23 protein-coding genes are annotated in these 25408 nt (G+C 72.1%); 20 read left to right on the top strand and 3 right to left on the bottom strand.

Going from position 1 to position 25408, the window contains the following annotated elements:
• Positions 1 to 117: 117 nt before the first annotated feature.
• From pgsA to relA, 15 genes are all read left to right on the top strand, one after another.
• Positions 118 to 789, top strand: coding sequence for a phosphatidylinositol phosphate synthase (pgsA, locus tag IE316_RS23395; protein WP_190206404.1), 672 nt, complete (start codon positions 118 to 120; stop codon positions 787 to 789).
• Positions 786 to 1694, top strand: a complete 909-nt coding sequence (locus tag IE316_RS23400) for a phosphatidylinositol mannoside acyltransferase (RefSeq protein WP_190206405.1) — start codon at positions 786 to 788, stop codon at positions 1692 to 1694. Before pgsA ends, IE316_RS23400 begins: the two co-directional genes overlap by 4 nt.
• Complete coding sequence (locus IE316_RS23405) at positions 1691 to 2854, top strand: glycosyltransferase family 4 protein (protein WP_190206406.1); 1164 nt, start codon at positions 1691 to 1693, stop codon at positions 2852 to 2854. The genes IE316_RS23400 and IE316_RS23405 overlap by 4 nt, the downstream gene beginning before the upstream one ends.
• 357 nt (positions 2855 to 3211) lie before the next feature.
• Complete coding sequence (locus tag IE316_RS23410) at positions 3212 to 3754, top strand: hypothetical protein (RefSeq protein ID WP_190206407.1); 543 nt, start codon at positions 3212 to 3214, stop codon at positions 3752 to 3754.
• A 112-nt stretch (positions 3755 to 3866) separates the two neighbouring features.
• Complete coding sequence (pdxS, locus tag IE316_RS23415; RefSeq protein WP_190206408.1) at positions 3867 to 4778, top strand: pyridoxal 5'-phosphate synthase lyase subunit PdxS; 912 nt, start codon at positions 3867 to 3869, stop codon at positions 4776 to 4778.
• A 7-nt stretch (positions 4779 to 4785) separates the two neighbouring features.
• Positions 4786 to 5394 (top strand): pyridoxal 5'-phosphate synthase glutaminase subunit PdxT, encoded by a 609-nt coding sequence (pdxT, locus tag IE316_RS23420; RefSeq protein WP_190206409.1) that lies wholly within the window; start codon positions 4786 to 4788, stop codon positions 5392 to 5394.
• 49 nt (positions 5395 to 5443) lie between these two features.
• Positions 5444 to 6196, top strand: a complete 753-nt coding sequence (locus IE316_RS23425; RefSeq protein ID WP_190206410.1) for a YebC/PmpR family DNA-binding transcriptional regulator — start codon at positions 5444 to 5446, stop codon at positions 6194 to 6196.
• Positions 6197 to 6299: 103 nt separating this feature from the next.
• On the top strand, positions 6300 to 6857 hold the full coding sequence (ruvC, locus tag IE316_RS23430; RefSeq protein ID WP_190206411.1) for a crossover junction endodeoxyribonuclease RuvC: 558 nt from the start codon (positions 6300 to 6302) through the stop codon (positions 6855 to 6857).
• Positions 6854 to 7459: a Holliday junction branch migration protein RuvA gene (gene ruvA, locus IE316_RS23435; protein ID WP_190206412.1), complete on the top strand. Its 606-nt coding sequence runs from the start codon at positions 6854 to 6856 to the stop codon at positions 7457 to 7459. Before ruvC ends, ruvA begins: the two co-directional genes overlap by 4 nt.
• A gap of 52 nt (positions 7460 to 7511) precedes the next feature.
• A complete protein-coding gene (gene ruvB / locus IE316_RS23440; protein WP_190206413.1) occupies positions 7512 to 8591 on the top strand; it encodes a Holliday junction branch migration DNA helicase RuvB in 1080 nt (359 codons plus the stop codon).
• 176 nt (positions 8592 to 8767) lie between these two features.
• Complete coding sequence (gene yajC / locus IE316_RS23445) at positions 8768 to 9262, top strand: preprotein translocase subunit YajC (RefSeq protein WP_190206414.1); 495 nt, start codon at positions 8768 to 8770, stop codon at positions 9260 to 9262.
• Between the two features lie 132 nt (positions 9263 to 9394).
• Positions 9395 to 11173, top strand: coding sequence for a protein translocase subunit SecD (gene secD / locus IE316_RS23450; RefSeq protein ID WP_190206415.1), 1779 nt, complete (start codon positions 9395 to 9397; stop codon positions 11171 to 11173).
• 3 nt (positions 11174 to 11176) lie between these two features.
• Complete coding sequence (gene secF, locus IE316_RS23455) at positions 11177 to 12298, top strand: protein translocase subunit SecF (protein WP_190206416.1); 1122 nt, start codon at positions 11177 to 11179, stop codon at positions 12296 to 12298.
• Positions 12295 to 12834, top strand: a complete 540-nt coding sequence (locus tag IE316_RS23460) for an adenine phosphoribosyltransferase (protein WP_190206417.1) — start codon at positions 12295 to 12297, stop codon at positions 12832 to 12834. The genes secF and IE316_RS23460 overlap by 4 nt, the downstream gene beginning before the upstream one ends.
• 193 nt (positions 12835 to 13027) lie before the next feature.
• Positions 13028 to 15559: a GTP pyrophosphokinase gene (relA, locus tag IE316_RS23465; RefSeq protein WP_190206418.1), complete on the top strand. Its 2532-nt coding sequence runs from the start codon at positions 13028 to 13030 to the stop codon at positions 15557 to 15559.
• 73 nt (positions 15560 to 15632) lie between these two features.
• Here the strand turns inward: relA and IE316_RS23470 are convergent, their stop codons facing one another.
• Both IE316_RS23470 and IE316_RS23475 read right to left on the bottom strand, forming a co-directional pair.
• Complete coding sequence (locus IE316_RS23470) at positions 15633 to 16862, bottom strand: DUF349 domain-containing protein (protein ID WP_190206419.1); 1230 nt, start codon at positions 16860 to 16862, stop codon at positions 15633 to 15635.
• A 135-nt stretch (positions 16863 to 16997) separates the two neighbouring features.
• Positions 16998 to 17819: a peptidylprolyl isomerase gene (locus tag IE316_RS23475; RefSeq protein WP_190206420.1), complete on the bottom strand. Its 822-nt coding sequence runs from the start codon at positions 17817 to 17819 to the stop codon at positions 16998 to 17000.
• 180 nt (positions 17820 to 17999) lie between these two features.
• Between IE316_RS23475 and IE316_RS23480 the strand changes: the two genes are divergently transcribed.
• The 5 genes from IE316_RS23480 (at position 18000) to rpsD (ending at position 23130) form a co-directional block, all read left to right on the top strand.
• The gene (locus tag IE316_RS23480; protein WP_190206421.1) at positions 18000 to 18707 is read left to right on the top strand and encodes an MBL fold metallo-hydrolase; all 708 of its coding nucleotides are present in this window, start codon (positions 18000 to 18002) and stop codon (positions 18705 to 18707) included.
• A 13-nt stretch (positions 18708 to 18720) separates the two neighbouring features.
• Positions 18721 to 19983 (top strand): histidine--tRNA ligase, encoded by a 1263-nt coding sequence (gene hisS / locus IE316_RS23485; protein WP_190206422.1) that lies wholly within the window; start codon positions 18721 to 18723, stop codon positions 19981 to 19983.
• Positions 19984 to 20152: 169 nt separating this feature from the next.
• Entirely contained in the window at positions 20153 to 20812 is a 660-nt protein-coding gene (locus IE316_RS23490) for a vitamin K epoxide reductase family protein (RefSeq protein ID WP_190206423.1), read from the top strand.
• Positions 20813 to 20855: 43 nt separating this feature from the next.
• Positions 20856 to 22211, top strand: a complete 1356-nt coding sequence (locus tag IE316_RS23495) for a replication-associated recombination protein A (protein ID WP_190206424.1) — start codon at positions 20856 to 20858, stop codon at positions 22209 to 22211.
• Positions 22212 to 22515: 304 nt separating this feature from the next.
• Complete coding sequence (rpsD, locus tag IE316_RS23500; protein ID WP_190206425.1) at positions 22516 to 23130, top strand: 30S ribosomal protein S4; 615 nt, start codon at positions 22516 to 22518, stop codon at positions 23128 to 23130.
• Between the two features lie 30 nt (positions 23131 to 23160).
• On the opposite strand, the gene IE316_RS23505 is transcribed toward rpsD, so the two are convergent.
• Positions 23161 to 25320, bottom strand: a complete 2160-nt coding sequence (locus IE316_RS23505; RefSeq protein ID WP_190206426.1) for an ATP-binding protein — start codon at positions 25318 to 25320, stop codon at positions 23161 to 23163.
• Positions 25321 to 25408 lie beyond the last annotated feature (88 nt).

Below are 25408 nucleotides of genomic sequence, written 5' to 3' on the forward strand. Positions count from 1 at the left end.
GCCCGGGCCCGCGAGGGCGGTCCGGGTGCCCGGCCGTCGCCCACGCGCGCGCGTGGCTACGATGGGCCAGCCGGTGGCCAGCGGGGCCACGCGGCGACACCGACCGTCGGGAAGGCCATGCTGAACAAGTACGCGCGTGCATTTTTCACGCGTGTCCTCACACCGTTCGCCGCGTTTCTCATCCGCCGGGGCGTGAGCCCGGACACGGTCACGCTGATCGGCACCGCCGGGGTGGTCGCGGGCGCGCTGGTCTTCTACCCCATGGGCGAGTTCTTCTGGGGCACCGTCGTGATCACGCTGTTCGTCTTCTCGGACCTGGTCGACGGCAACATGGCCCGCCAGTTGGGGCGCTCCAGCCGCTGGGGGGCCTTCCTGGACTCCACGCTGGACCGGGTCGCCGACGGGGCGATCTTCGGCGGCTTCGCGCTCTGGTACGCGGGCGGCGGCGACGACAATGTGCTGTGCGCGGTGTCGATCTTCTGCCTGGCCAGCGGCCAGGTGGTGTCGTACACCAAGGCGCGGGGCGAGTCGATCGGGCTGCCGGTCGCCGTCAACGGACTGGTGGAGCGGGCCGAGCGGCTGGTGATCTCGCTGGTCGCGGCCGGTTTCGCGGGTCTGCACAAGTTCGGTGTGCCCGGCATCCAGTACCTGCTGCCGGTGGCCCTGTGGATCGTCGCCGTCGGCAGCCTGGTGACGCTGGTCCAGCGGGTGGTCACGGTGCGCCGGGAGTCCGCCGAGGCGGAGGCCGCCGCGGACCGGGAGACGCAGGGGAGCGAGGCGGCCCAGTGAGCGCCCAGGAGCGCCTGACCGACGCGCTGTACGGCGCCGGCTGGGGCACCGTGAAGAAGCTGCCCGAGCCCGTCGCCGCCCGGCTCGGCCGGACCATCGCCGACCTCGCCTGGAAGCGGCGCGGCAAGGGCGTGCTGCGGCTGGAGGGCAACTACGCGCGCGTGGTGCCCGGCGCGGGCCCCGAGCGGCTCGCCGCGCTCTCCCGCGCGGGCATGCGGTCCTATCTGCGGTACTGGATGGAGTCGTTCCGGCTGCCGGTCTGGAGCCGGGAGCGCATCGCGGCGGCCTTCGACCCCAAGGGCCTGCACCACCTGACCGAGGGCATGGACGCCGGCCGGGGCGTGGTCCTCGCCCTGCCGCACCTGGCCAACTGGGACCTCGCCGGCGCCTGGGTCACCACCCACCTGGGCATCCCCTTCACGACGGTCGCCGAGCGCCTCAGGCCCGAGACGCTCTACGACCGGTTCGTCGCCTACCGCGAGGGCCTCGGCATGGAGGTCCTGCCGCACAGCGGCGGCGCCGCCTTCGGCACCCTCGCCCGGCGGCTGCGCGCCGGCGGCCTGGTCTGCCTGGTCGCCGACCGGGACCTGTCCGCCTCCGGCGTCGAGGTCGGCTTCTTCGGCGAGCCGGCCCGGATGCCCGCCGGACCCGCCCTGCTCGCCCAGCAGACCGGCGCGGCACTGCTGCCGGTCACCCTGTGGTACGACGAGACGCCCGTGATGCGCGGCCGGGTCCATCCGCCCGTCGAGGTGCCCGAGTCAGGCACCCGGCGGGAGAAGACGTCTGTGATGACACAGGCGCTGGCCGACGCCTTCGCCACGGGGATCGCCGACCATCCGGAGGACTGGCACATGCTCCAGCGCTTGTGGCTCGCCGACCTCGACCCCGCGAAGGGGCCCTCGTGAGGATCGGCATCGTCTGCCCGTACTCGTGGGACGTCCCCGGCGGGGTCCAGTTCCACATCCGTGACCTGGCCGAGTACTTCATCCGGCTCGGCCACGAGGTGTCCGTCCTCGCCCCGGCCGACGACGACACCCCGCTGCCGCCCTACGTCGTCTCGGCCGGCCGCGCGGTGCCGGTGCCGTACAACGGCTCGGTGGCCCGGCTGAACTTCGGCTTCCTGAGCGCCGCCCGGGTACGGCGGTGGCTGCACGAGGGCGCCTTCGACGTCATCCACATCCACGAGCCGACCTCGCCCTCGCTGGGCCTGCTGGCCTGCTGGGCGGCGCAGGGCCCGATCGTGGCGACCTTCCACACGTCCAACCCGCGCTCCCGCGCGATGATCGCCGCGTACTCCATCCTGCAGGCCGCGCTGGAGAAGATCAGCGCCCGCATCGCGGTCAGCGAGTACGCCCGCCGCACCCTGGTCGAGCACCTCGGCGGCGACGCGGTGGTCATCCCCAACGGCGTCGACGTCGACTTCTTCGCCAAGGCCGCGCCCCGCCCCGAGTGGCAGGGCGGCACCATCGGCTTCATCGGGCGCATCGACGAGCCCCGCAAGGGCCTGCCGGTGCTGATGCGGGCCCTGCCCTCGATCCTCGCCGCCCGCCCGGACACCCGGCTGCTGGTGGCCGGGCGCGGCGACGAGGAGGAGGCGGTCGCCCCGCTCCCCGCCGACCTGCGCTCCCGGGTGGAGTTCCTCGGCATGGTCAGCGACGAGGACAAGGCCCGCTTCCTGCGCAGCGTCGACCTGTACGTGGCTCCCAACACCGGCGGCGAGAGCTTCGGCATCATCCTCGTCGAGGCGATGTCGGCGGGGGCGCCGGTGCTCGCCTCCGACCTGGACGCCTTCGCCCAGGTCCTGGACCGGGGGGCGGCGGGGGAGCTGTTCCCCAACGAGGACGCCGACGCCCTCGCCACCGCGGCCGTACGCCTGCTGGAGGACCCGGCCCGGCGCGCGGAACTGCGGGAGCGGGGCAGCGCCCACGTCCGCCGCTTCGACTGGTCGACGGTCGGTGCGGACATCCTGTCGGTGTACGAGACGGTGACCGCGGGCGCGGCGGCGGTCGCCACGGACGAGCGGGCCACGGGGCTGCGGGCACGGTTCGGGCTGGCGCGGGACTGAGCGGGTGCGGTTCGGGCTGGCGCGGGACCGAGCGGGTGCGGTTCGGGCTGGCGCGGGGTTGAGCGGGTGCGGGGCGGGCTCGTGCGGGGCTGAGCGGGTGCGGTTCGGGCTGGCGCGGGGTTGAGCGGGTGCGGGGCGGGCTCGTGGAGGGCTGAGCGGGTGCGGGGCGGGCTCGTGCGGGGCTGAGCGGGTGCGGTTCGGGCTGGCGCGGGGTTGAGCGGGTGCGGTTCGGGCTCGTGCGGGGCTGAGCGGGCGGGGTGCGGGCCTGTGCGGGGCTGAGCCGGTACGGCCCGCGCGGGCCGCACCGGTGCGCACCGCGGGGCACGGCGCCGGGGCCGCCCGGTAAGTTGGCGCAGCGTGACCGCAACCCTGATCTGGATCCTCGTCGCCCTCGTCGCCGTCGGCCTCTACCTGAGCTGGACGGCGGGCCGCCTGGACCGGCTGCACGCCCGGATCGACGCCGCCCGCGCCGCGCTGGACGCCCAGTTGCTGCGACGGGCCTCCGTCGCCCAGGAGCTGGCCACCTCCGGCGTCCTGGACCCGGCCGCCTCGATCGTCCTGTACGAGGCCGCGCACGCCGCCCGGCAGGCCGAGGAGGAGCAGCGGGAGGTCGCTGAGAGTGAGCTGAGCCAGGCGCTGCGGGCCGTGTTCGGGGACCGGCACCAGGTGGAGGTGATCCGCGAGGCGCCCGGCGGCGAGGAGGCGGCCGGCGAGCTGACCGAGGCGGTCCGCCGGGTGCCGATGGCCCGCCGCTTCCACAACGACGCCGTCGGCGCCGCCCGCCGGCTGCGCGAGCACCGCAAGGTCCGCTGGTTCCGGCTGGCCGGCCACGCCCCGTTCCCGCTGGCCTTCGAGATGGACGACGAGCCCCCGGCGGCCCTGGTCGACCGGGGCAACTAGCCGACCCCGTTCGAAAACGAGCCACCGGCTCCTCATTGGCCCTTGCTGTGGCCTGGTCCCGTCACGTTTCCTCAAGGCCGAAGAATCCTCTTTCCCCACCAGTGAGGTACCCGTGGCGAGCACGCTTCCCGACAACCAGGCCCCCGAGACCGGCACCGCGCGCGTGAAGCGCGGCATGGCCGAGCAGCTCAAGGGCGGCGTGATCATGGACGTCGTCACCCCGGAGCAGGCGAAGATCGCCGAGGACGCCGGCGCCGTTGCCGTGATGGCCCTGGAGCGCGTCCCGGCCGACATCCGCAAGGACGGCGGGGTGGCCCGGATGTCCGACCCGGACATGATCGAGGGCATCATCGAGGCCGTCTCGATCCCGGTCATGGCCAAGTCCCGCATCGGCCATTTCGTCGAGGCCCAGGTGCTGCAGTCGCTCGGCGTGGACTACATCGACGAGTCCGAGGTGCTCACCCCGGCCGACGAGGTCAACCACTCCGACAAGTGGGCGTTCACCACCCCCTTCGTCTGCGGCGCCACCAACCTGGGCGAGGCCCTGCGCCGCATCGCCGAGGGCGCCGCGATGATCCGCTCCAAGGGCGAGGCCGGCACCGGCAACGTCGTCGAGGCCGTCCGCCACCTGCGCCAGATCAAGAACGAGATCGCCCGGCTGCGCGGCTACGACAACCACGAGCTGTACGCCGCCGCCAAGGAACTGCGCGCCCCCTACGAGCTGGTCAAGGAGGTCGCCGAGCTGGGCAAGCTCCCGGTGGTGCTGTTCTCCGCGGGCGGCGTGGCCACCCCCGCCGACGCGGCCCTGATGCGCCAGCTCGGCGCCGAGGGCGTCTTCGTCGGCTCCGGCATCTTCAAGTCCGGCGACCCCGCCAAGCGCGCCGCCGCCATCGTCAAGGCGACCACCTTCTACGACGACCCGAAGATCATCGCGGACGCGTCCCGCAACCTCGGCGAGGCCATGGTCGGCATCAACTGCGACACCCTCCCCGAGACCGAGCGCTACGCCAACCGCGGCTGGTGACCACCCCATGAGCGACACCCCAGTGATCGGCGTCCTGGCCCTCCAGGGCGACGTACGGGAGCACCTCGTCGCCCTGGCCGCGGCCGACGCCGTGGCCAGGCCGGTCCGGCGCCCCGACGAACTCGCCGGGCTGGACGGCCTGGTCGTCCCCGGCGGCGAGTCCACCACCATCTCCAAGCTGGCCGTCCTCTTCGGGGTGATGGACCCCCTCCGCGCGCGCGTGCGGGACGGCATGCCCGTCTACGGCACCTGCGCCGGCATGATCCTGCTCGCCGACAAGATCCTCGACCCGCGCTCCGGCCAGGAGACCATCGGCGGCATCGACATGATCGTGCGCCGCAACGCCTTCGGCCGGCAGAACGAGTCCTTCGAGGCGGCCCTCGACGTCAAGGGCGTCGCGGGCGATCCTGTGGAGGGCGTCTTCATCCGCGCCCCCTGGGTGGAGTCCGTGGGCGCGGACGCCGAGGTGCTGGCCGAGCACGACGGGCACATCGTCGCCGTCCGCCAGGGCAACGCGCTGGCCACGTCCTTCCACCCGGAGCTGACCGGCGACCACCGCGTGCACGCCCTGTTCGTCGACATGGTGCGCGCCGACCGGACGGCGGAGTCCTTGTAGGATCTCTGGGGTTCGTTCAGTAGATGGGTTACGCGAAGGAGACAGGCAGATGTCCGGCCACTCTAAATGGGCCACGACGAAGCACAAGAAGGCCGTCATCGATGCCAAGCGCGGCAAGCTCTTCGCGAAGCTGATCAAGAACATCGAGGTGGCGGCCCGGATGGGCGGCGCCGATGTCGACGGCAACCCGACGCTGTACGACGCCATCCAGAAGGCCAAGAAGCAGTCGGTCCCGAACAAGAACATCGACTCCGCGGTCAAGCGCGGCGCCGGTCTCGAAGCCGGCGGCGCCGACTACGAGACGATCATGTACGAGGGCTACGGGCCGAACGGCGTCGCGGTGCTCATCGAGTGCCTCACCGACAACCGCAACCGCGCCGCCTCCGACGTGCGCGTCGCCATGACCCGCAACGGCGGTTCCATGGCCGACCCCGGTTCGGTGTCGTACCTGTTCAACCGCAAGGGCGTGGTGATCGTCCCCAAGGGCGAGCTGACCGAGGACGACGTCCTGGCCGCCGTGCTGGACGCGGGCGCCGAGGAGGTCAACGACCTCGGCGAGACCTTCGAGGTGATCAGCGAGGCCACCGACCTGGTCGCGGTCCGCACCGCCCTGCAGGACGCCGGCATCGACTACGAGTCGGCGGACGCCAACTTCGTCCCGACCATGCAGGTCGAGCTGGACGAGGAGGGCGCCCGGAAGATCTTCAAGCTGATCGACGCGCTGGAGGACAGCGACGACGTGCAGAACGTCTTCGCCAACTTCGACGTCAGCGACGAGGTCATGGAGAAGGTCGACGCCTAGCGCGTACGGACTCCACGGGCCGACGGGACACACCCGTCGGCCCGTCGCTTTGTCAGTGCCACCCGATAGCCTGCACAAACAGGTGATCGATGGGAGGGGCCGCGTGCGCGTACTGGGGGTCGACCCGGGGCTGACCCGCTGCGGGGTCGGCGTGGTCGAGGGCGTGGCGGGCCGGCCGCTGACCATGCTCGGCGTCGGCGTCGTGCGCACCCCCGCCGACGCCGACCTCGGCCGGCGCCTGGTCGCCGTCGAGGAGGGCATCGAGCGCTGGCTGGACGAGCACCGCCCGGAGTACGTCGCCGTGGAGCGCGTCTTCAGCCAGCACAACGTGCGCACCGTGATGGGCACCGCCCAGGCCAGCGCCGTCGCCATCCTGTGCGCCTCCCGGCGCGGCCTGCCCGTCGCCCTGCACACCCCCAGCGAGGTCAAGGCCGCCGTCACCGGCTCCGGACGCGCCGACAAGGCCCAGGTCGGCGCCATGGTCACCCGGCTGCTGCGGCTGGCCGCGCCCCCGAAGCCCGCGGACGCCGCCGACGCCCTCGCCCTCGCCATCTGCCACATCTGGCGCGCCCCCGCGCAGAACCGCCTCCAGCAGGCCGCCGCCCTGCACGCCCGCTCCGTACCGCCCGTACGCGAAGTACCGAAAGGCCGCCCCGCATGATCGCCTTCGTCAGCGGCACCGTCGCCGCCCTCGCCCCCGACGCCGCGGTGATCGAGGTCGGCGGCGTCGGCATGGCCGTCCAGTGCACGCCGAACACCCTCTCCGGGCTGCGCGTCGGCAAGCCCGCCAGGCTCGCCACCTCCCTGGTGGTCCGCGAGGACTCCCTCACCCTGTACGGCTTCGCCGACGACGACGAGCGCCAGGTCTTCCAGTTGCTCCAGACCGCCAGCGGCGTCGGCCCCCGCCTCGCCCAGGCCATGCTGGCCGTGCACAGCCCCGACGCCCTGCGCAGAGCCGTCTCCACCGGCGACGAGAAGGCCCTGACCGCCGTCCCCGGCATCGGCAAGAAGGGCGCCCAGAAGCTCCTGCTCGAACTGAAGGACCGGCTCGGCGAGCCGGTCGGCGCCCCCGCCGTCGGCGCCTCGGTCAGCACCGGATGGCGCGACCAGTTGCACGCCGCCCTGATCGGCCTCGGGTACGCCACCCGGGAGGCCGACGAGGCCGTGACCGCCGTCGCCCCGCAGGCGGAGGCCGCCGGCGGCCCGCCCCCGGTGGGCCAGTTGCTCAAGGCGGCCCTCCAGACGCTGAACCGCACCCGATAGGCAGCGGTCACCGCGCCCGCCCGTCCGTAGCGAGAACCGAGGCAGACCACTCATGAACTGGGACGACACGACCGACCCCGACACCGACGCCGCCGGCGAGCGGCTGGTCGGCCCGGTCGCCGACCGCGAGGACCAGGCCGTCGAGGCCGCCCTGCGCCCCAAGGACCTCGGCGAGTTCATCGGGCAGGAGAAGGTCCGCGAGCAGTTGGACCTCGTCCTGCGCGCCGCCCGCGCCCGCGGCGCCACCGCCGACCACGTGCTGCTCTCCGGCGCCCCCGGCCTCGGCAAGACCACCCTGTCGATGATCATCGCGGCCGAGATGGGCGCCCCCATCCGCATCACCTCCGGCCCCGCCATCCAGCACGCCGGCGACCTCGCCGCGATCCTCTCCTCCCTCCAGGAGGGCGAGGTCCTCTTCCTCGACGAGATCCACCGCATGTCCCGCCCCGCCGAGGAGATGCTCTACATGGCGATGGAGGACTTCCGCGTCGACGTCATCGTCGGCAAGGGCCCCGGCGCCACCGCCATCCCCCTGGAGCTGCCCCCGTTCACCCTGGTCGGCGCCACCACCCGGGCCGGCCTGCTGCCGCCCCCGCTGCGCGACCGGTTCGGCTTCACCGCCCACATGGAGTTCTACGAGCCCACCGAGCTGGAGCGGGTCGTGCACCGCTCGGCCGGCCTGCTCGACGTCGAGATCGACACCGCCGGCGCCGCCGAGATCGCCGGCCGCTCCCGCGGCACCCCCCGCATCGCCAACCGGCTGCTGCGCCGGGTCCGCGACTACGCCCAGGTCAAGGCCGACGGCGTGATCACCCGGGAGATCGCCGCGGCGGCCCTCGCCGTCTACGAGGTCGACGCCCGCGGCCTGGACCGCCTGGACCGGGCCGTGCTGGACGCCCTGCTGAAGCTGTTCGGCGGCGGCCCGGTCGGCCTGTCCACCCTCGCCGTCGCGGTGGGGGAGGAGCGGGAGACCGTCGAGGAGGTGGCCGAACCCTTCCTGGTCCGCGAGGGACTGCTGGCCCGCACCCCGCGCGGCCGGGTCGCCACCCCCGCCGCCTGGGCCCACCTCGGCCTCACCCCGCCCCGCGCGCACACCCCGGGAAACGGACAAGGGGACCTGTTCGGGGCGTGACGGCACACCGTCGGCGAGCGCATTGGCCGGAGGAGGAACCCCGGTGCCATGCTGAGCGTTGTTCCATGCGCGCGGACTCGCTTAGACTCCGCCGATGCCGCCCTTGTCAGCGGCGCACGACAACCCCCAACCATCAGGCCGCTCACATCGCGGTCGTGTGAAGGAAGTACCGACCCGTGAGTCTCGTGACCCTCCTCCCGTTCATCGTGCTCATCGGGGCCATGTTCCTGATGACCCGGTCGGCGAAGAAGAAGCAGCAGCAGGCCGCCGACATGCGGAACCAGATGCAGCCCGGTTCCGGCGTCCGCACCATCGGGGGCATGTACGCGACGGTCAAGGAGGTCAACGAGGACACGGTCCTCCTCGACGCCGGCCCGGGCGTCGAACTGCTCTTCGCCAAGAACTCGATCGGCGCCGTCCTCACCGACGACGAGTACAACCGCATCGTCCACGGCGTCGAGCACGACCTGAAGACCGACGGGGACCTCGTCCCGGACGACGCCTCCTCCCTCACCGGGACCGACGCCCCCGACGCCGCCGCCTCCGACGACACGCCCGTCGACCTGGGCAAGAAGGACCCGGCCGGGGAGTCCGCCGCCGACGCCGCGCCCGCCGAGCCCGCCGCCGAGGAGCCGGTGAAGAAGTCCGACGGCGACACCGAGGCGAAGTAGCCGTGCCCCGGGGCACGCGGGCCGCACCCGCGTGCCGTCGGACATGCGCGGCTCCCACGGGATTCCGACACCATGTCATGGCCGCCGGTACGCCAAGACGGCGTGCGGCGGCCCGAGAGGGAGTACGAGAAGGTGGCAGCACCTAAAAAGGGCCGGAACGCGAGCGCCCAGAGCAAGCCGGGGCGCTCGCTGGCCCTGATCCTGATCGCCATCGTGGCGCTCACCGGAGGAATGTTCGCCTCCGGACACAACACTCCGCGTCTCGGCATCGACCTGGCCGGCGGGACGAGCATCACCCTCCGGGCCGTCGCGGAGCCCGGCCAGGAGTCCGCGATCAACAAGACCAACATGGACACCGCGGTCGAGATCATGGAGCGCCGGGTCAACGGTCTGGGTGTCTCGGAGGCCGAGGTCCAGACCCAGGGCGACAAGAACATCATCGTCAACATCCCCAAGGGCACCAACAGCAGGGAAGCCCGGGACCAGGTCGGCACCACCGCCAAGCTCTACTTCCGGCCCGTCCTCACCACCGAGATCTCCGGTGCCGACGCGACGGCCAGCCCCTCCCCGAGCGCCTCCAGCAGCGCCTCGGACAAGGCCAGTGGCAGCGCCGACGAGAGCGCCTCGCCCTCCGCCTCCGAGTCCGCCTCCGCCTCGCCGTCGGCGAGCTCCACCTCCCAGGGCCGCGCGGTCACCGACGCCCTGAAGGCCGACGCCACCCCGTCGGCGACCGGCTCCGCGAGCGCCTCGGCCTCCGCGTCCCCGAGCGCCAGCGCCTCCGCGAGCGACGCGGACAGCAAGCTCCAGGCCGCGTACACCAAGCTCGACTGCACCGACAAGGCGGCCCGCGCCAAGGCCGGCGAGGGCGTGAAGCCCTCCGAGTCCACCGTCGCCTGCGGGCAGAACGCCCAGGGCCAGTGGCAGAAGTACATCCTCGGCCCCGCCGCGGTCGACGGCACCGACGTCGACGACGCCCAGGCCGTCTTCAACACCCAGACCGGCGCCGGCTGGACCGTCACCATGGACTTCACCGACGGCGGCGCCAAGAAGTTCGCGGACATCACCGGCAAGCTGGCCAAGAACCAGTCCCCGCAGAACCAGTTCGCGATCGTCCTGGACAACGAGGTCGTCTCCGACCCGTACGTCAGCCAGGCGCTGACCGGCGGCAACGCCGAGATCTCCGGCAGCTTCACCCAGGAGGAGGCCCAGAGCCTCGCCAACATGCTGTCCTACGGCGCGCTGCCGCTGAGCTTCAAGGAGGACAGCGTCACCACGGTGACCCCCGCGCTCGGCGGCGACCAGCTCCGGGCCGGTCTGATCGCCGGCGCGATCGGCCTCGCCCTGGTCGTGGTCTACCTGCTGGTCTACTACCGCGGCCTGTCCTTCATCGCCATGGCCTCGCTGCTGGTCTCCGCGGCCCTCACCTACGTGATCATGTCGCTGCTCGGCCCGACCATCGGCTTCGCGCTGAACCTGCCGGCCGTCTGCGGTGCCATCGTCGCCATCGGCATCACCGCGGACTCGTTCATCGTGTACTTCGAACGGGTCCGGGACGAGATCCGCGAGGGCCGCTCGCTGCGCCCCGCCGTGGAGCGGGCCTGGCCGCGCGCCCGGCGCACCATCCTGGTCTCCGACTTCGTGTCGTTCCTGGCCGCCGCGGTGCTCTTCATCGTCACCGTCGGCAAGGTGCAGGGCTTCGCGTTCACGCTCGGTCTGACCACCGTCCTCGACGTGGTCGTGGTGTTCCTGTTCACCAAGCCGCTGCTGACCCTGATGGCCCGCCGGAAGTTCTTCGCGAGCGGCCACAAGTGGTCCGGTCTCGACCCGCGGAGCCTGGGCGCCAAGCCGCCGCTGCGCCGCACCCGTCGTCCCTCCCGTCCCGCCGGCCCTGTCGACCCGAAGGAGGCGTGAGAGATGTCGAAACTCGGCAGCCTCGGCGCCCGACTGCACCACGGCGAGGTCGGTTACGGCTTCGTCAAGAACCGCAAGATCTGGTACGGCATCTCGATCCTGATCACCATCACGGCCATCGTCGGCCTGGCGGTGCGCGGCCTGCACATGGGCATCGAGTTCCAGGGCGGTGCCGTCTTCACCACCCCGAAGAACACCAACGCCTCGGTCTCCCGGGCCGAGGAGGACGCGGAGCGGGCCTCCGGCCACGACGCGATCGTGCAGAAGCTCGGCGACGGCAGCCTGCGCATCCAGATCTCCGGGATCGACACCGACAAGTCGGACCAGATCAAGGAGAAGCTCTCCCGCGATCTGAAGATCGACGCCGAGCAGATCAACGCCGAACTGGTCGGCCCCAGTTGGGGTGACCAGATCGCCAACAAGGCGTGGCAGGGCCTGGGGATCTTCCTGGTCCTGGTGGTGATCTACCTGGCGATCGCCTTCGAGTGGCGGATGGCGCTCGCGGCGTTCGTCGCCCTGATCCACGACATCACCATCACCGTCGGCATCTACGCCCTGGTCGGCTTCGAGGTCACCCCGGGCACGGTGATCGGTCTGCTGACCATCCTCGGCTACTCGCTGTACGACACGGTCGTCGTCTTCGACAGCCTCAAGGAACAGACCCGGGACATCACCAAGCAGACCCGCTGGACCTACGCCGAGATCGCCAACCGGTCGATCAACAGCACCCTGGTCCGTTCCATCAACACCACGGTGGTCGCGCTGCTGCCGGTGGCGGGCCTGCTGTTCATCGGCGGCGGTGTGCTCGGCGCCGGCATGCTGAACGACATCTCGCTGTCGCTGTTCGTCGGCCTCGCGGCCGGCGCGTACTCCTCGATCTTCATCGCCACGCCGCTCGTCGCCGACCTCAAGGAGCGCGAGCCGCAGATGAAGGCGCTCAAGAAGCGCGTCCTCGCCAAGCGCGCCCAGGCCGCCGCCAAGGGCGACTCCCTGGAGAGCGCGGACGAGACCGGCGAGGCGCACGGCGAGGAGCCCGAGGACACCGCGACCGTCGTCGTCGGCCCCCGCAACCAGCCCGCGTCCCGCACCCGGGGCCGCGGCCGACCCTCGGGGAAGCGCCGATGACCGGCCTGCAGGAGCTGCTGCTCAGCCGCATCCGGGACGTCGCCGACTATCCGGAGCCGGGCGTGATGTTCAAGGACATCACCCCGCTGCTGGCCGACCCCGAGGCGTTCACCGCGCTCACCGACGCGCTGGCCGGGATCGCCAAGGACACCGGCGCCACCAAGGTCGTCGGCCTGGAGGCCCGCGGCTTCATCCTCGGCGCCCCGGTCGCCGTCCGCGCCGGCCTCGGCTTCATCCCCGTACGCAAGGCGGGCAAGCTCCCCGGAGCCACCCTCAGCCAGGCGTACGACCTGGAGTACGGCTCGGCCGAGATCGAGATCCACGCCGAGGACCTGGCCGCCGGCGACCGGGTGCTGGTCGTCGACGACGTGCTCGCCACCGGCGGCACCGCCGAGGCGTCGCTCCAGCTCATCCGGCGGGCCGGCGCCGCGGTCGCGGGCGTCGCGGTCCTGATGGAGCTGGGCTTCCTGCCCGGTCGGGCCCGGCTGGAACCCGCGCTGGACGGCGCACCGCTCCAGGCGCTGCTCACCGTCTAGCCACCGCGCCGCGACCGCCGGGACACCGGCGCGACACCCGAGGGCGGGCCCGGAGGAATCCGGCGCCCGCCCCAGGTGTTTCCGTGGTGGACGGGCTTCACACCGTCCTGAAGGCGATCCACCGAGTCCGGATCGCTACCATGGGGTTTCCGGAGCCTGACCGGGGGACCCGGATCGCGCACGAGGAGTCCTCTTGCCAGACGAGGCCCAGCCACTGACCGCCGCCAAGCCCGAGCCCGCCTCGGCGCCCGCGGCCAAGCCCGCACCGAGCGCTCCGCACGCCACGAACGACACCCGCGGGCCGATCCAGCACGCCCCGGCCGCGCCCGTCGGCAAGGCCGAGGCCCGCCCCAAGCCGGCCGCCCCCGCCGAGCGCCCGCAGAACCCGCCCGTGGTCCGCGCGCCCGCCGCCCAGCCCCGCTCCGGCTCCTCCAACCGCGTCCGGGCCCGCCTCGCCCGCCTCGGCGTCCAGCGAGCCAACCCGTACAACCCGGTCCTGGAGCCGCTGCTGCGGATAGTCCGCGGCAACGACCCGAAGATCGAAACGGCGACTTTGCGCCAGATCGAGCGCGCCTACCAGGTCGCCGAGCGCTGGCACCGCGGCCAGAAGCGCAAGAGCGGCGACCCGTACATCACCCACCCCCTCGCCGTCACCACCATCCTCGCCGAGCTGGGCATGGACCCGGCCACGCTCATGGCGGGCCTGCTGCACGACACCGTCGAGGACACCGAGTACGGCCTGGACGACCTGCGCCGCGACTTCGGCGACGTGGTCGCCCTGCTGGTCGACGGCGTCACCAAGCTGGACAAGGTCAAGTTCGGCGAGGCCGCGCAGGCCGAGACCGTGCGCAAGATGGTGGTCGCCATGGCCAAGGACCCCCGCGTCCTGGTCATCAAGCTCGCCGACCGCCTGCACAACATGCGCACCATGCGCTACCTCAAGCGCGAGAAGCAGGAGAAGAAGGCGCGCGAGACCCTGGAGATCTACGCGCCGCTCGCCCACCGCCTGGGCATGAACACCATCAAGTGGGAGCTGGAGGACCTCGCCTTCGCGATCCTCTACCCCAAGATGTACGACGAGATCGTCCGCCTGGTCGCCGAGCGCGCCCCCAAGCGCGACGAGTACCTCGCGATCGTCACCGACGAGGTCCAGCAGGACCTGCGCGCCGCCCGGATCAAGGCGACGGTGACCGGCCGCCCCAAGCACTACTACAGCGTCTACCAGAAGATGATCGTCCGCGGCCGCGACTTCGCGGAGATCTACGACCTGGTCGGCATCCGCGTCCTGGTGGACACCGTCCGCGACTGCTACGCGGCCCTGGGCACGGTCCACGCCCGCTGGAACCCGGTTCCCGGGCGGTTCAAGGACTACATCGCGATGCCCAAGTTCAACATGTACCAGTCGCTGCACACGACGGTCATCGGGCCCAACGGCAAGCCGGTCGAACTGCAGATCCGCACCTTCGACATGCACCGCCGCGCCGAGTACGGCATCGCCGCGCACTGGAAGTACAAGCAGGAGGCCGTGGCCGGCGCCTCCAAGATCCGCACCGATGTGCCGAAGGCGTCCGGCAAGGACAAGGACGCCATCAACGACATGGCGTGGCTGCGGCAGTTGCTGGACTGGCAGAAGGAGACCGAGGACCCCGGCGAGTTCCTGGAGTCGCTCCGCTTCGACCTCTCCCGCAACGAGGTCTTCGTCTTCACCCCCAAGGGCGATGTCATAGCGCTCCCGGCCGGGGCCACCCCGGTGGACTTCGCGTACGCGGTGCACACCGAGGTCGGCCACCGGACCATAGGGGCACGGGTCAACGGACGGCTGGTGCCGCTGGAGTCCACCCTGGACAACGGCGACCTGGTGGAGGTCTTCACCTCCAAGGCGGCCGGCGCGGGCCCCTCCCGCGACTGGCTGGGCTTCGTGAAGTCGCCGCGCGCCCGCAACAAGATCCGGGCCTGGTTCTCCAAGGAGCGCCGCGACGAGGCGATCGAGCAGGGCAAGGACGCCATCGTCCGCGCCATGCGCAAGCAGAACCTGCCGATCCAGCGCATCCTGACCGGCGACTCCCTGGTCACGCTGGCGCACGAGATGCGCTACTCGGACATCTCCGCGCTGTACGCGGCGATCGGCGAGGGCCATGTCTCCGCGCAGAACATCGTGCAGAAGCTGGTCCAGGCGCTCGGCGGCGAGGAGGCGGCCACCGAGGAGATCGACGAGGCGGTCCCGCCGTCGCGCGGCCGGAGCCGCAAGCGCCGCTCCAGCGCCGACCCGGGCGTCGTGGTCAAGGGCGTGGACGACGTGTGGGTCAAGCTGGCCCGCTGCTGCACCCCCGTCCCCGGCGACCCGATCATCGGCTTCGTCACCCGCGGCAGCGGCGTCTCGGTGCACCGCAGCGACTGCGTCAACGTGGAGTCGCTCTCCCGCGAGCCCGAGCGCATCCTCGACGTGGAGTGGGCGCCCACCCAGTCCTCGGTCTTCCTGGTCGCCATCCAGGTCGAGGCACTGGACCGCTCCCGGCTGCTGTCGGACGTCACCCGGGTGCTGTCCGACCAGCACGTCAACATCCTCTCCGCCGCCGTCCAGACCTCCCGGGACCGCGTCGCCACCTCCCGCTTCACCTTCGAGATGGGCGACCCGAAGCACCTCGGCCACGTCCTGAAGGCCGTGCGCGGGGTGGAGGGCGTCTACGACGTGTACCGGGTGACGTCGGCGCGCAGGCCCTCGTAGAACCGGCAGAGCACGCACGGGAACGCGGAAGGGGCCCCCGTACGGGAGCCCCTTCGGTGTACGCGGGACCGGATCAGCCGCCGAACTCCTGGAGGCCCTTGAGCGCCTGGTCCAGCAGCGCCTGGCGGCCCTCCAGCTCACGCTCCAGCTTCTCGGCCCGCGCGGTGTTGCCCTGGGCCCGCGCCTGGTCGATCTGGCCGCGCAGCTTGTCCACCGCCGCCTGGAGCTGACCGGTCAGCCCCTCGGCACGCGCGCGTGCCTCCGGGTTGGTCCGCCGCCACTCGGCCTCCTCGGCCTCCTGCAGCGCCCGCTCGACGGCGTGCATCCGGCCCTCGACCTTCGGCCGGGCGTCGCGCGGCACATGGCCGATGGCCTCCCAGCGCTCGTTGATCGACCGGAAGGCCGCCCGGGCCGCCTTCAGATCCGCGATCGGCAGCAGCTTCTCGGCCTCCTCGGCCAGCTCCTCCTTGAGCTTGAGGTTCTCGGCCTGCTCGGCGTCGCGCTCGGCGAACACCGAGCTGCGGGCCGCGAAGAACACGTCCTGGGCACCCCGGAAGCGGTTCCACAGGTCGTCCTCGTGCTCGCGCTGGGCCCGGCCCGCCGCCTTCCACTCGGCCATCAGCTCGCGGTACCGCGCGGCCGTCGGACCCCAGTCGGTCGAGGACGACAGCTCCTCGGCCTCGGCGACCAGCCGCTCCTTGATCCGGCGGGCCTCCTCGCGCTGCGCGTCCAGTTGCGCGAAGTGCTGCTTGCGCCGCTTGGAGAACGCCGACCGGGCGTGCGAGAAGCGGTGCCACAGCTCGTCGTCGGACTTGCGGTCCAGCCGCGGCAGCCCCTTCCAGGTGTCCACCAGCGCCCGCAACCGCTCACCGGCGGCCCGCCACTGGTCGGACTGGGCGAGCCGCTCGGCCTCGGCGACCAGGTCCTCCTTGGCCCGGCGGGCCTCGTCGGACTGCTTGGCCCGCTGCGCCTTGCGCTCCTCGCGGCGCTTCTCCACCAGCTCGACCAGCTTGTCCAGCTTGTCGCGGAGCGCCTGGAGGTCGCCGACCGCGTGATGGGCGTCGACCTGCTCCCGCAGATGGTCGATGGCGGCCATGGCGTCCTTGGACGACAGGTCGGTGGTCCGCACACGCTTCTCGAGGAGGCCGATCTCGACCACCAGGCCCTCGTACTTGCGCTCGAAGTAGGCCAGCGCCTCCTCGGGGGAGCCGGCCTGCCAGGAACCGACGACCTGCTCGCCGTCGGCCGTACGCACGTACACGGTCCCCGTCTCGTCGACGCGGCCCCACGGGTCGCTGCTCACAGCGCCTCCTCCACATGATGCCTGCGGAGGGCTTTCCCACCCCCGGGCATCGTCCACAGTTTCGTCACGGCCAACATAGGCGACCGGCGGGTGGCCTGTCCGCATCCCGCGCGACCGAAATTCCGCAGTTGGCGGTCAGGATTTCGTGACGGTCGCCTTGTCGATCACGACCGTCGCGTTCGGCGCCCCGTCACCGGCGCCGGTGCTCTCGCCGGCCTTGGCGATCTTCTTCAGCACCTTCATGCCGGCGTCCGAGACCGTACCGAACGGGGTGTAGCTCGGCGGGAGCTTGCTGTCCTGGTAGACCAGGAAGAACTGGCTGCCGCCGGTGTTCTTCTGACCGGTGTTGGCCATGGCGACCGTGCCCGCCGGGTAGGTGTTGTCCTTCAGGCTTTTGTCCTTCAGGTTCTCGTCCGGGATCGTGTAGCCCGGGCCGCCGGTGCCCTGCCCGGTGGGGTCGCCGCACTGGAGCACGTAGATGCCGTTGGTGGTGAGCCGGTGGCACTTGGTGTGGTCGAAGTAGCCCTTCCCGGCGAGGAAGTCGAACGAGTTGACCGTGTGCGGCGCGGCCGCGGTCTTCAGCGCGACGTCTATCTCACCGCACGTCGTGTCCAGCTTCAGGGTGTAGTCCGCCGACTTGTCGATCGACATCGCCGGCTCCTTCTTCCACGTCTTCGTCGCCGGCTTGCCCGCCGCCGGCTTGTCGCACGGATCGGGCGCCTTGCTGGTCGCCGACGCGCTCGGGGTGGCCTCCGCGCTCGCGTTGGCCTTGTCGTCGTCGCCCTTGAGGGTCCCGGTGGTGTACAGCGCGAGGCTGCCCACCAGGACCACGCCGAGCACCGACGCGATCACCGTGTTGCGCACCCGCGCCTTGCGGCGCGCGGCGGTGCGCCGCTGCTGCTGGCGCAAGAACTTCTCCCGGGCGAGCTGACGCCGCCGCTGCTCCTGGCTGACCACCGGGTTGTCTCCTATGCGTCTTCGTGTGCCGACCGGAACGCCTGGGTGCTCGTGGGCCGACCGCCTGCGTTAGCCCCGTACCGTATATGGGTTGGCTGAGGAATCGGCACCGCCGGTAGGCTCTGACCACGGGCGCAGCCCGTTCACAAGTCACCCGTTTCGACACAACGAAGGACGATCGTGCTCATTGCCGGGTTCCCCGCCGGGGCCTGGGGGACGAACTGCTACCTCGTCGCCCCCGCCGCCGGCGAGGAGTGCGTGATCATCGACCCCGGCCACCAGGCCGCCCAGGGAGTCGAGGAGGCGCTGAAGAAGCATCGGCTCAAGCCCGTCGCCGTCGTCCTCACCCACGGCCACATCGACCACGTGGCCTCGGTCGTCCCGGTGTGCGGCGCGAGCGACGTGCCCGCCTGGATCCACCCCGCCGACCGGTACATGATGAGCGACCCCGAGAAGGGGATCGGCCGTGCCATCGGGATGCCGCTGATGGGCGAGCTGACGGTGGGGGAGCCGGACGACGTCCGGGAGCTGTCCGACGGCGCCCGGCTCGCACTGGCGGGCCTGGAGCTGACCGTGGCGCACGCGCCGGGCCATACCAAGGGGTCGGTGACCTTCGGCCTGCCCGAGGCGGCGGACGTGCCGCCGGTGCTGTTCTCGGGCGACCTGCTGTTCGCCGGCTCCATCGGACGCACCGACCTGCCCGGCGGCGACATGGCCGAGCTGCTCGACTCGCTGGCCCGCGTGTGCCTGCCGCTCGACGACTCGACCGTGGTGCTGTCCGGCCACGGCCCCCAGACGACCATCGGCCGGGAGCGCGCCACCAACCCGTACCTGCGGCAGGTGGCGGCCGGCCAGGGAGCATCCGAGGCTCCCCGACGAGGAATGTGACGAGAAACCCCCCGTGAGCACCTTCAAGGCCCCCAAGGGCACCTACGACCTGCTGCCGCCGGACTCCGCCACGTACCTGGCGGTCCGCGAGGCGATCGCCGCCCCGCTGCGCGACTCCGGCTACGGCTACATCGAGACGCCCGGCTTCGAGAACGTCGAGCTGTTCGCCCGCGGTGTCGGCGAGTCCACCGACATCGTCACCAAGGAGATGTACGCCTTCGAGACCAAGGGCGGCGACCGGCTCGCCCTGCGCCCCGAAGGCACCGCCTCGGTGCTGCGCGCCGCCCTGGAGGCCAGCCTGCACAAGACCGGCAACCTCCCGGTCAAGCTCTGGTACTCGGGCTCGTACTACCGCTACGAGCGTCCCCAGAAGGGCCGTTACCGCCACTTCTCGCAGGTCGGCGCCGAGGCGATCGGCGCGGAGGACCCGGCGCTGGACGCCGAGCTGATCATCCTGGCCGACCAGGCGTACCGCTCGCTGGGCCTGAGCCGGTTCCGCATCCTGCTCAACAGCCTGGGCGACAAGGAGTGCCGGCCGGTCTACCGCGCGGCGCTCCAGGAGTTCCTGCGCGGCCTCGACCTCGACGAGGAGACCCTGCGCCGGGCGGAGATCAACCCGCTGCGCGTCCTGGACGACAAGCGCGCGGAGGTCCAGCGGCAGCTCACCGGCGCGCCCCTGCTGCGCGACTACCTCTGCGACGCCTGCAAGGCGTACCACGAGGAGGTCCGCGAGCTGATCACCGCGGCCGGGGTGGTCTTCGAGGACGACCCCAAGCTGGTCCGCGGCCTGGACTACTACACCCGCACCACCTTCGAGTTCGTGCACGACGGGCTGGGCTCGCAGTCCGCGGTGGGCGGCGGCGGCCGGTACGACGGCCTCTCGGAGATGATCGGCGGCCCCGCGCTGCCGTCCGTCGGCTGGGCCCTCGGCGTGGACCGCACGGTGCTCGCCCTGGAGGCCGAGGGCGTGACGCTGGACCTGCCGCCGACCACCTCGGTGTTCGCCGTGCCGCTCGGCGAGGAGGCCCGCCGCCTGCTGTTCGCCAAGGTCACCGAGTTGCGCAAGAACGGCATCGCCGCCGACTTCGCCTACGGCGGCAAGGGCCTGAAGGCCGCGATGAAGGCCGCCCATCGCTCGGGTGCCCGCTACGCGCTGGTGCTGGGCGAACGCGACCTGGCCGAAGGCGTCGTCCAGCTCAAGGACATGGAGTCCGGCGAGCAGACGGCGATCGGCGTCAACGAGATCGTGGCGGAACTGGAGTCGCGGCTCGGCTGAGGCCGCAGGCACCGACGGAGCAGGGCGCCGGGGAACCGGCGCCCTGCTCCGTGCCGGTGAGCGCCCGCACGGACTTCCTTATCCGCAACGAACGGTGCGCACGCGCGCGGGTGCGGCACAATGTCCCTGTCGGAAGCAGGTCCGCATCTCAAGTGACGGAATCGGCGTGATGAGCAGGACGACAGTGCGGGACGTCTCCACCGGACCCGGTCCCTCGCCGGACCCCTCCACGGGTCCGCGTACCGAGGGAGGCAGCCGCGCCCTCGCGCTGCTGCTGATCATCACGGGCGCGGCCGGGCTGCTCGCCGCGTGGGTCATCACGCTCGACAAGTTCAAACTGCTCGAAGCCAAGGTCGCGGGCACCACCTTCACCCCCGGGTGCAGCCTCAACCCGGTGGTCTCCTGCGGCAGCGTCATGGAGAGCGACCAGGCGTCCGCCTTCGGCTTCCCCAACCCGATGCTCGGCCTGGCCGCCTACGCCGTCGTGATCTGCGTCGGCATGAGCCTGCTCGCCCGCGCCCGCTTCCCGCGCTGGTACTGGCTCACCTTCAACGCCGGCACCCTCTTCGGCGTCGGCTTCTGCGCCTGGCTGATGTTCCAGTCCCTGTACCGGATCAACGCCCTGTGCCTGTGGTGCTGCCTGGCCTGGGTCGCCACGATCGTCATGTTCTGGTACGTGACCTCCTTCAACGTCCGCAAGGGCTTCCTGCCCGCGCCGGGCTGGCTGCGCGGCTTCTTCGGCGAGTTCACCTGGGTCCTGCCGGTGCTGCACATCGGCATCATCGGGATGCTGATCCTGACCCGCTGGTGGGACTTCTGGACGAGCTGACGCGCCGCCCGCGTTGTCGGTGCGGTGATTTAGGGTTCTTGACGTGGAGCCCGACCTGTTCACCGCCGCAGCAGAAGAACGCCAGGAGAAGGACCCCGCCGGCAGCCCGCTGGCCGTCCGGATGCGCCCGCGCACCCTCGACGAGGTGGTCGGCCAGCAGCACCTGCTGAAGCCCGGCTCCCCCCTGCGCCGCCTGGTCGGCGAGGGCGCCACCGGCCCCGCGGGCCCCTCCTCGGTGATCCTCTGGGGGCCGCCCGGCACCGGCAAGACGACCCTGGCGTACGTGGTCTCCAAGGCGACCAACAAGCGGTTCGTGGAGCTGTCCGCGATCACCGCCGGCGTCAAGGAGGTCCGCACCGTCATCGACGGCGCCCGCCGCGCCGTCGGGGGGTACGGCAAGGAGACCGTCCTCTTCCTCGACGAGATCCACCGCTTCAGCAAGGCCCAGCAGGACTCCCTCCTGCCGGCCGTGGAGAACCGCTGGGTGACCCTGATCGCCGCCACCACGGAGAACCCGTACTTCTCGGTGATCTCCCCCCTGCTCTCCCGCTCCCTGCTGCTCACCCTCGAACCCCTCACCGACGACGACGTCCGGGGCCTGCTCCGCCGCGCCCTCACCGACGAACGGGGCCTCAAGGGCGCCGTCACGCTCCCCGAGGACACCGAGGACCACCTGCTGCGCATCGCCGGCGGCGACGCCCGCCGCGCGCTGACCGCCCTGGAGGCCGCCGCCGGGGCCGCCCTGGACAAGGGCGAGAGCGAGATCGCGCTGGCCACCCTGGAGGAGACGGTCGACCGGGCGGCCGTGAAGTACGACCGGGACGGCGACCAGCACTACGACGTCGCCAGCGCCCTGATCAAGTCCATCCGCGGCTCCGACGTCGACGCCGCCCTGCACTACCTCGCCCGCATGATCGAGGCCGGCGAGGACCCCCGGTTCATCGCCCGCCGCCTGATGATCTCCGCCAGCGAGGACATCGGGCTCGCCGACCCCAGCGCCCTGCCGATCGCCGTCGCCGCCGCCCAGGCCGTCGCCATGATCGGCTTCCCCGAGGCCGCCCTCACCCTCAGCCACGCCACCATCGCCCTCGCCCTCGCCCCGAAGTCCAACGCCGCGACCACCGCCATCGGCGCCGCCCTGGAGGACGTACGCAAGGGACTGGCCGGGCCGGTGCCGGCGCATCTGCGCGACAGCCACTACCAGGGCGCCGGCAAGCTCGGCCACGGCCAGGGCTACGTCTACCCGCACGACCTGCCCGAGGGCATCGCCGCCCAGCAGTACGCCCCGGACGCCCTCAAGGACCGCGAGTACTACACCCCGACCCGGCACGGCGCCGAGGCGCGGTACGCCGACGCCGTGGAGTGGACCCGCAAGCACCTCGGTCGCAAGCGGTCCTGAACACCCTGTAAACTCGCTCGGAGTGCCGAGTCCCGCGCAGTCAGAACGGGACACCCGGCCGGAGCCCCCTCGGGGGTTCCAGGAGCGTCGCGCACCGTCGACCGGTGTCGCGGGCAGCCCACCACCACCCGCCGTGGCAGACGAGCGGCGGGACCGGCCGGTGGGCCACTCGCGTGCTGCACATATGTGCCCAGACCAGGGAGCGGCTGCCCACCGAGGTCCGTACGGACCCCGGCGGGTCTCCCCGGCTGCGGATGCGACCTCCCTCAACCCTGACGAGCCGATACCCAGGAAATGAGAGACAGTGGCGAACCAGTCCCGCCCCAAGGTCAAGAAGTCGCGTGCCCTCGGCATCGCGCTGACCCCGAAGGCCGTCAAGTACTTCGAGGCCCGCCCCTACCCGCCGGGTGAGCACGGCCGCGGCCGCAAGCAGAACTCGGACTACAAGGTCCGACTGCTGGAGAAGCAGCGCCTGCGCGCGCAGTACGACGTGTCCGAGCGCCAGCTCGTCCGCGCCTACGAGCGTGCCGCCAAGGTCCAGGGCAAGACCGGTGAGGCCCTGATCGTGGAGCTGGAGCGCCGCCTCGACGCGCTGGTCCTGCGCTCGGGCATCGCCCGCACGATCTACCAGGCCCGCCAGATGGTCGTCCACGGCCACATCCAGGTCAACGGCCAGAAGGTCGACAAGCCGTCCTTCCGGGTCCGCCCGGACGACGTGGTGCAGGTCCGCGACCGCTCCAAGGACAAGACGCTGTTCCAGATCGCCCGCGAGGGCGGCTTCGCCCCCGACGGCGAGACCCCGCGCTACCTCCAGGTGAACCTCAAGGCCCTGGCGTTCCGCCTGGACCGCGAGCCGAACCGCAAGGAGATCCCGGTGATCTGCGACGAGCAGCTCGTCGTCGAGTACTACGCCCGCTGACCCCAGCCGGACGCAGCACCGAGCGGTACCTCAGCCCGCCGTCTCCCCGCCCCTCCGGGCGCGGGAGGCGGCGGGCCTCGTCGTACGCCCCGCCGACGGCGCCCGCCGGCCCGGACCCGGCGGGGACGGCTCCGCCCCGGCCGGCCGGCCCAGCGCCCGCGCCACCGCCTCCTCCCGGCCGAGCCGCGCACCGGCCCGCACGCACTCCTCGTACCGCTCGTCGCCCAGGTGCTGCCGGGCCGTCGTCTCGCACAGCTCGTGCGGCGCGTTGTAGTGCGCCGAACCGAACAGCGGCAGCCCCACCGACGGCCACATCCGGCCCGCCGCGCCCTGCAGCACCGCCGCCTCCGCCGGATCGCCCTCCGTCGCCGTGACCAGCGCCAGCAGCTCGATCGACAGCACCGAGCCGAGCAGGTCCCGGAAGCCGTGGGCGTCGCGCAGGCAGTCGGTCAGCAACTGGCGGGCGCGGCGCGCGTCGCCGTCGTACCAGGCCGCGTACGCCAGCACGTACAGCGCGTAGCCGCGCGCCCAGCGCTCGCCGTGGTCGTCGCAGACCCGGCGCACGTCCTCGCACAGGTGCACCGCGCCCGCCAGATCGCCCTGGAACGCCCGCGTCATCGCCAGCTCCACCTGGCCCATCAGCACATTGCTGTTCAGCTCGCCGATCTCCCGGTAGTGCTCCAGCGCCGAGCGCAGCAGCGACTCGGCGGCCGGCATGTCGTCGGTGACCAGCGCCAGACAGCCGGTGCGGTGCACGGCGTACGCGGTCGCCGCCGCGTTCCCCGTCAGCTCCGCCGCCTCGCGGCACTCCCGCAGCGCCACCAGCGCGGACACGGTGTCGCCCTGGAGGATCGCCACGTACGCCAGCACCCACAGCGCCTTCAGCCGGGACTGCTGGTGCGCGGTCCGCTCGCCCTCCAGGCGCACCGCCTGGTCCAGCCAGTGCCGGCCCTCCGACAGTTGCCCGCAGCCCACCCAGTGGAACCACAGCGAGCCCGCCAGGTACTGGCCCAGGTGCACCGCGTCCGGATCGGTCAGGCACTCCTCCAGCGCGTCCCGCAGATTCGGCAGCTCCGCCTCGATCCGCGCCGCCACCTCCGCCTGGCGCGGCGAGAACCAGTCCAGCTCGCACCAGGTGGCCAGCCCCACGTACCAGTCCCGGTGCCGCCGCCGCAGCCGGGCCGCCTCCCCGGTCGCCGCCAGCCACTCGGCGCCGTACGCCCGGACCGTGTCCAGCATCCGGTAGCGGACCCCGGCCGGGGTGTCCTCGCGGGTCACCACCGACTGGGCGAGCAGCGCGCTGAGCACGTCCAGGACCTCCTCGGCGGGCAGCCCGTCGCCGCCGCACACGTACTCCGCGGCGTCCAGGTCGAAGCGGCCCGCGAACACCGACAGCCGCGCCCACAGCAGCCGCTGCGCGGGGCTGCACAGCTCATGGCTCCAGCCGATCGTGGTGCGCAGCGCCCGGTGCCGGGGCAGGACGGCCCGGTCCTCGCCGGCCAGCAGCCGGAACCGGTCGTCCAGCTTCCGCAGCACCTGCCCCGGCGACAGCGCGCCCAGCCGCCCCGCGGCCAGCTCGAGCGCCAGCGGGATCCCCTCCAGCTTCCGGCACAGCTCCCGCACCTCCGCGCCGTCGCCGCAGCGGACGCCGTGCTGGGCGGCGCGCACCGCCAGCAGTTCCACGGCCTCGTCCTCGGTCAGCGGCGCCAGCGGGAACAGGTGCTCGCCGGGCACGGCCAGCGGTCCCCGGCCCACCGCGAGGACGGTCAGGCCGGGGGCCCGGCCCAGCAAATCGGTCACCAGCGCGGCACAGGCGTCCACCAGGTGCTCGACCCCGTCCAGCACCAGCAGCAGTTCGCGCCCGGCGAGATGGTCGCGCAGGATCTCGCGCGGCGGCCGGGCCGTGTGATCGGTCAGCCCCAGCGCCTCCACGACCGCGTAGTCCACGAACTCCGGGTCGCGCACGTACGCCAGCTCCACCCGCATCGCGGCCCGCCCCGCCCACCGGGCGGCGGCCCGCGCGGCCAGCCGGGACTTCCCGACCCCGCCCGGCCCGGTCACCGTCACCAGCCGCGCGCCGGCCAGTGCCCGCGCCAGTCCGGCGAGTTCCGCCGCGCGTCCCACGAAGGCGTCGAGTTCCAGGGGCGGATGTCCGTGCGGGAACGTTCCGTCGTGCCGTCGATCTCGCATAGACAACGCAGCGTACTGAACCGTATTCAGTCCGTACAATCACCGCGTCCCACTCCGCTCGTGCCCGGTGGCGATCCGGTGCGGAGCC

This window comes from Streptomyces fumanus (assembly GCF_014655295.1).
In the GTDB taxonomy this organism is placed as follows: Bacteria; Actinomycetota; Actinomycetes; order Streptomycetales; family Streptomycetaceae; genus Streptomyces; species Streptomyces fumanus.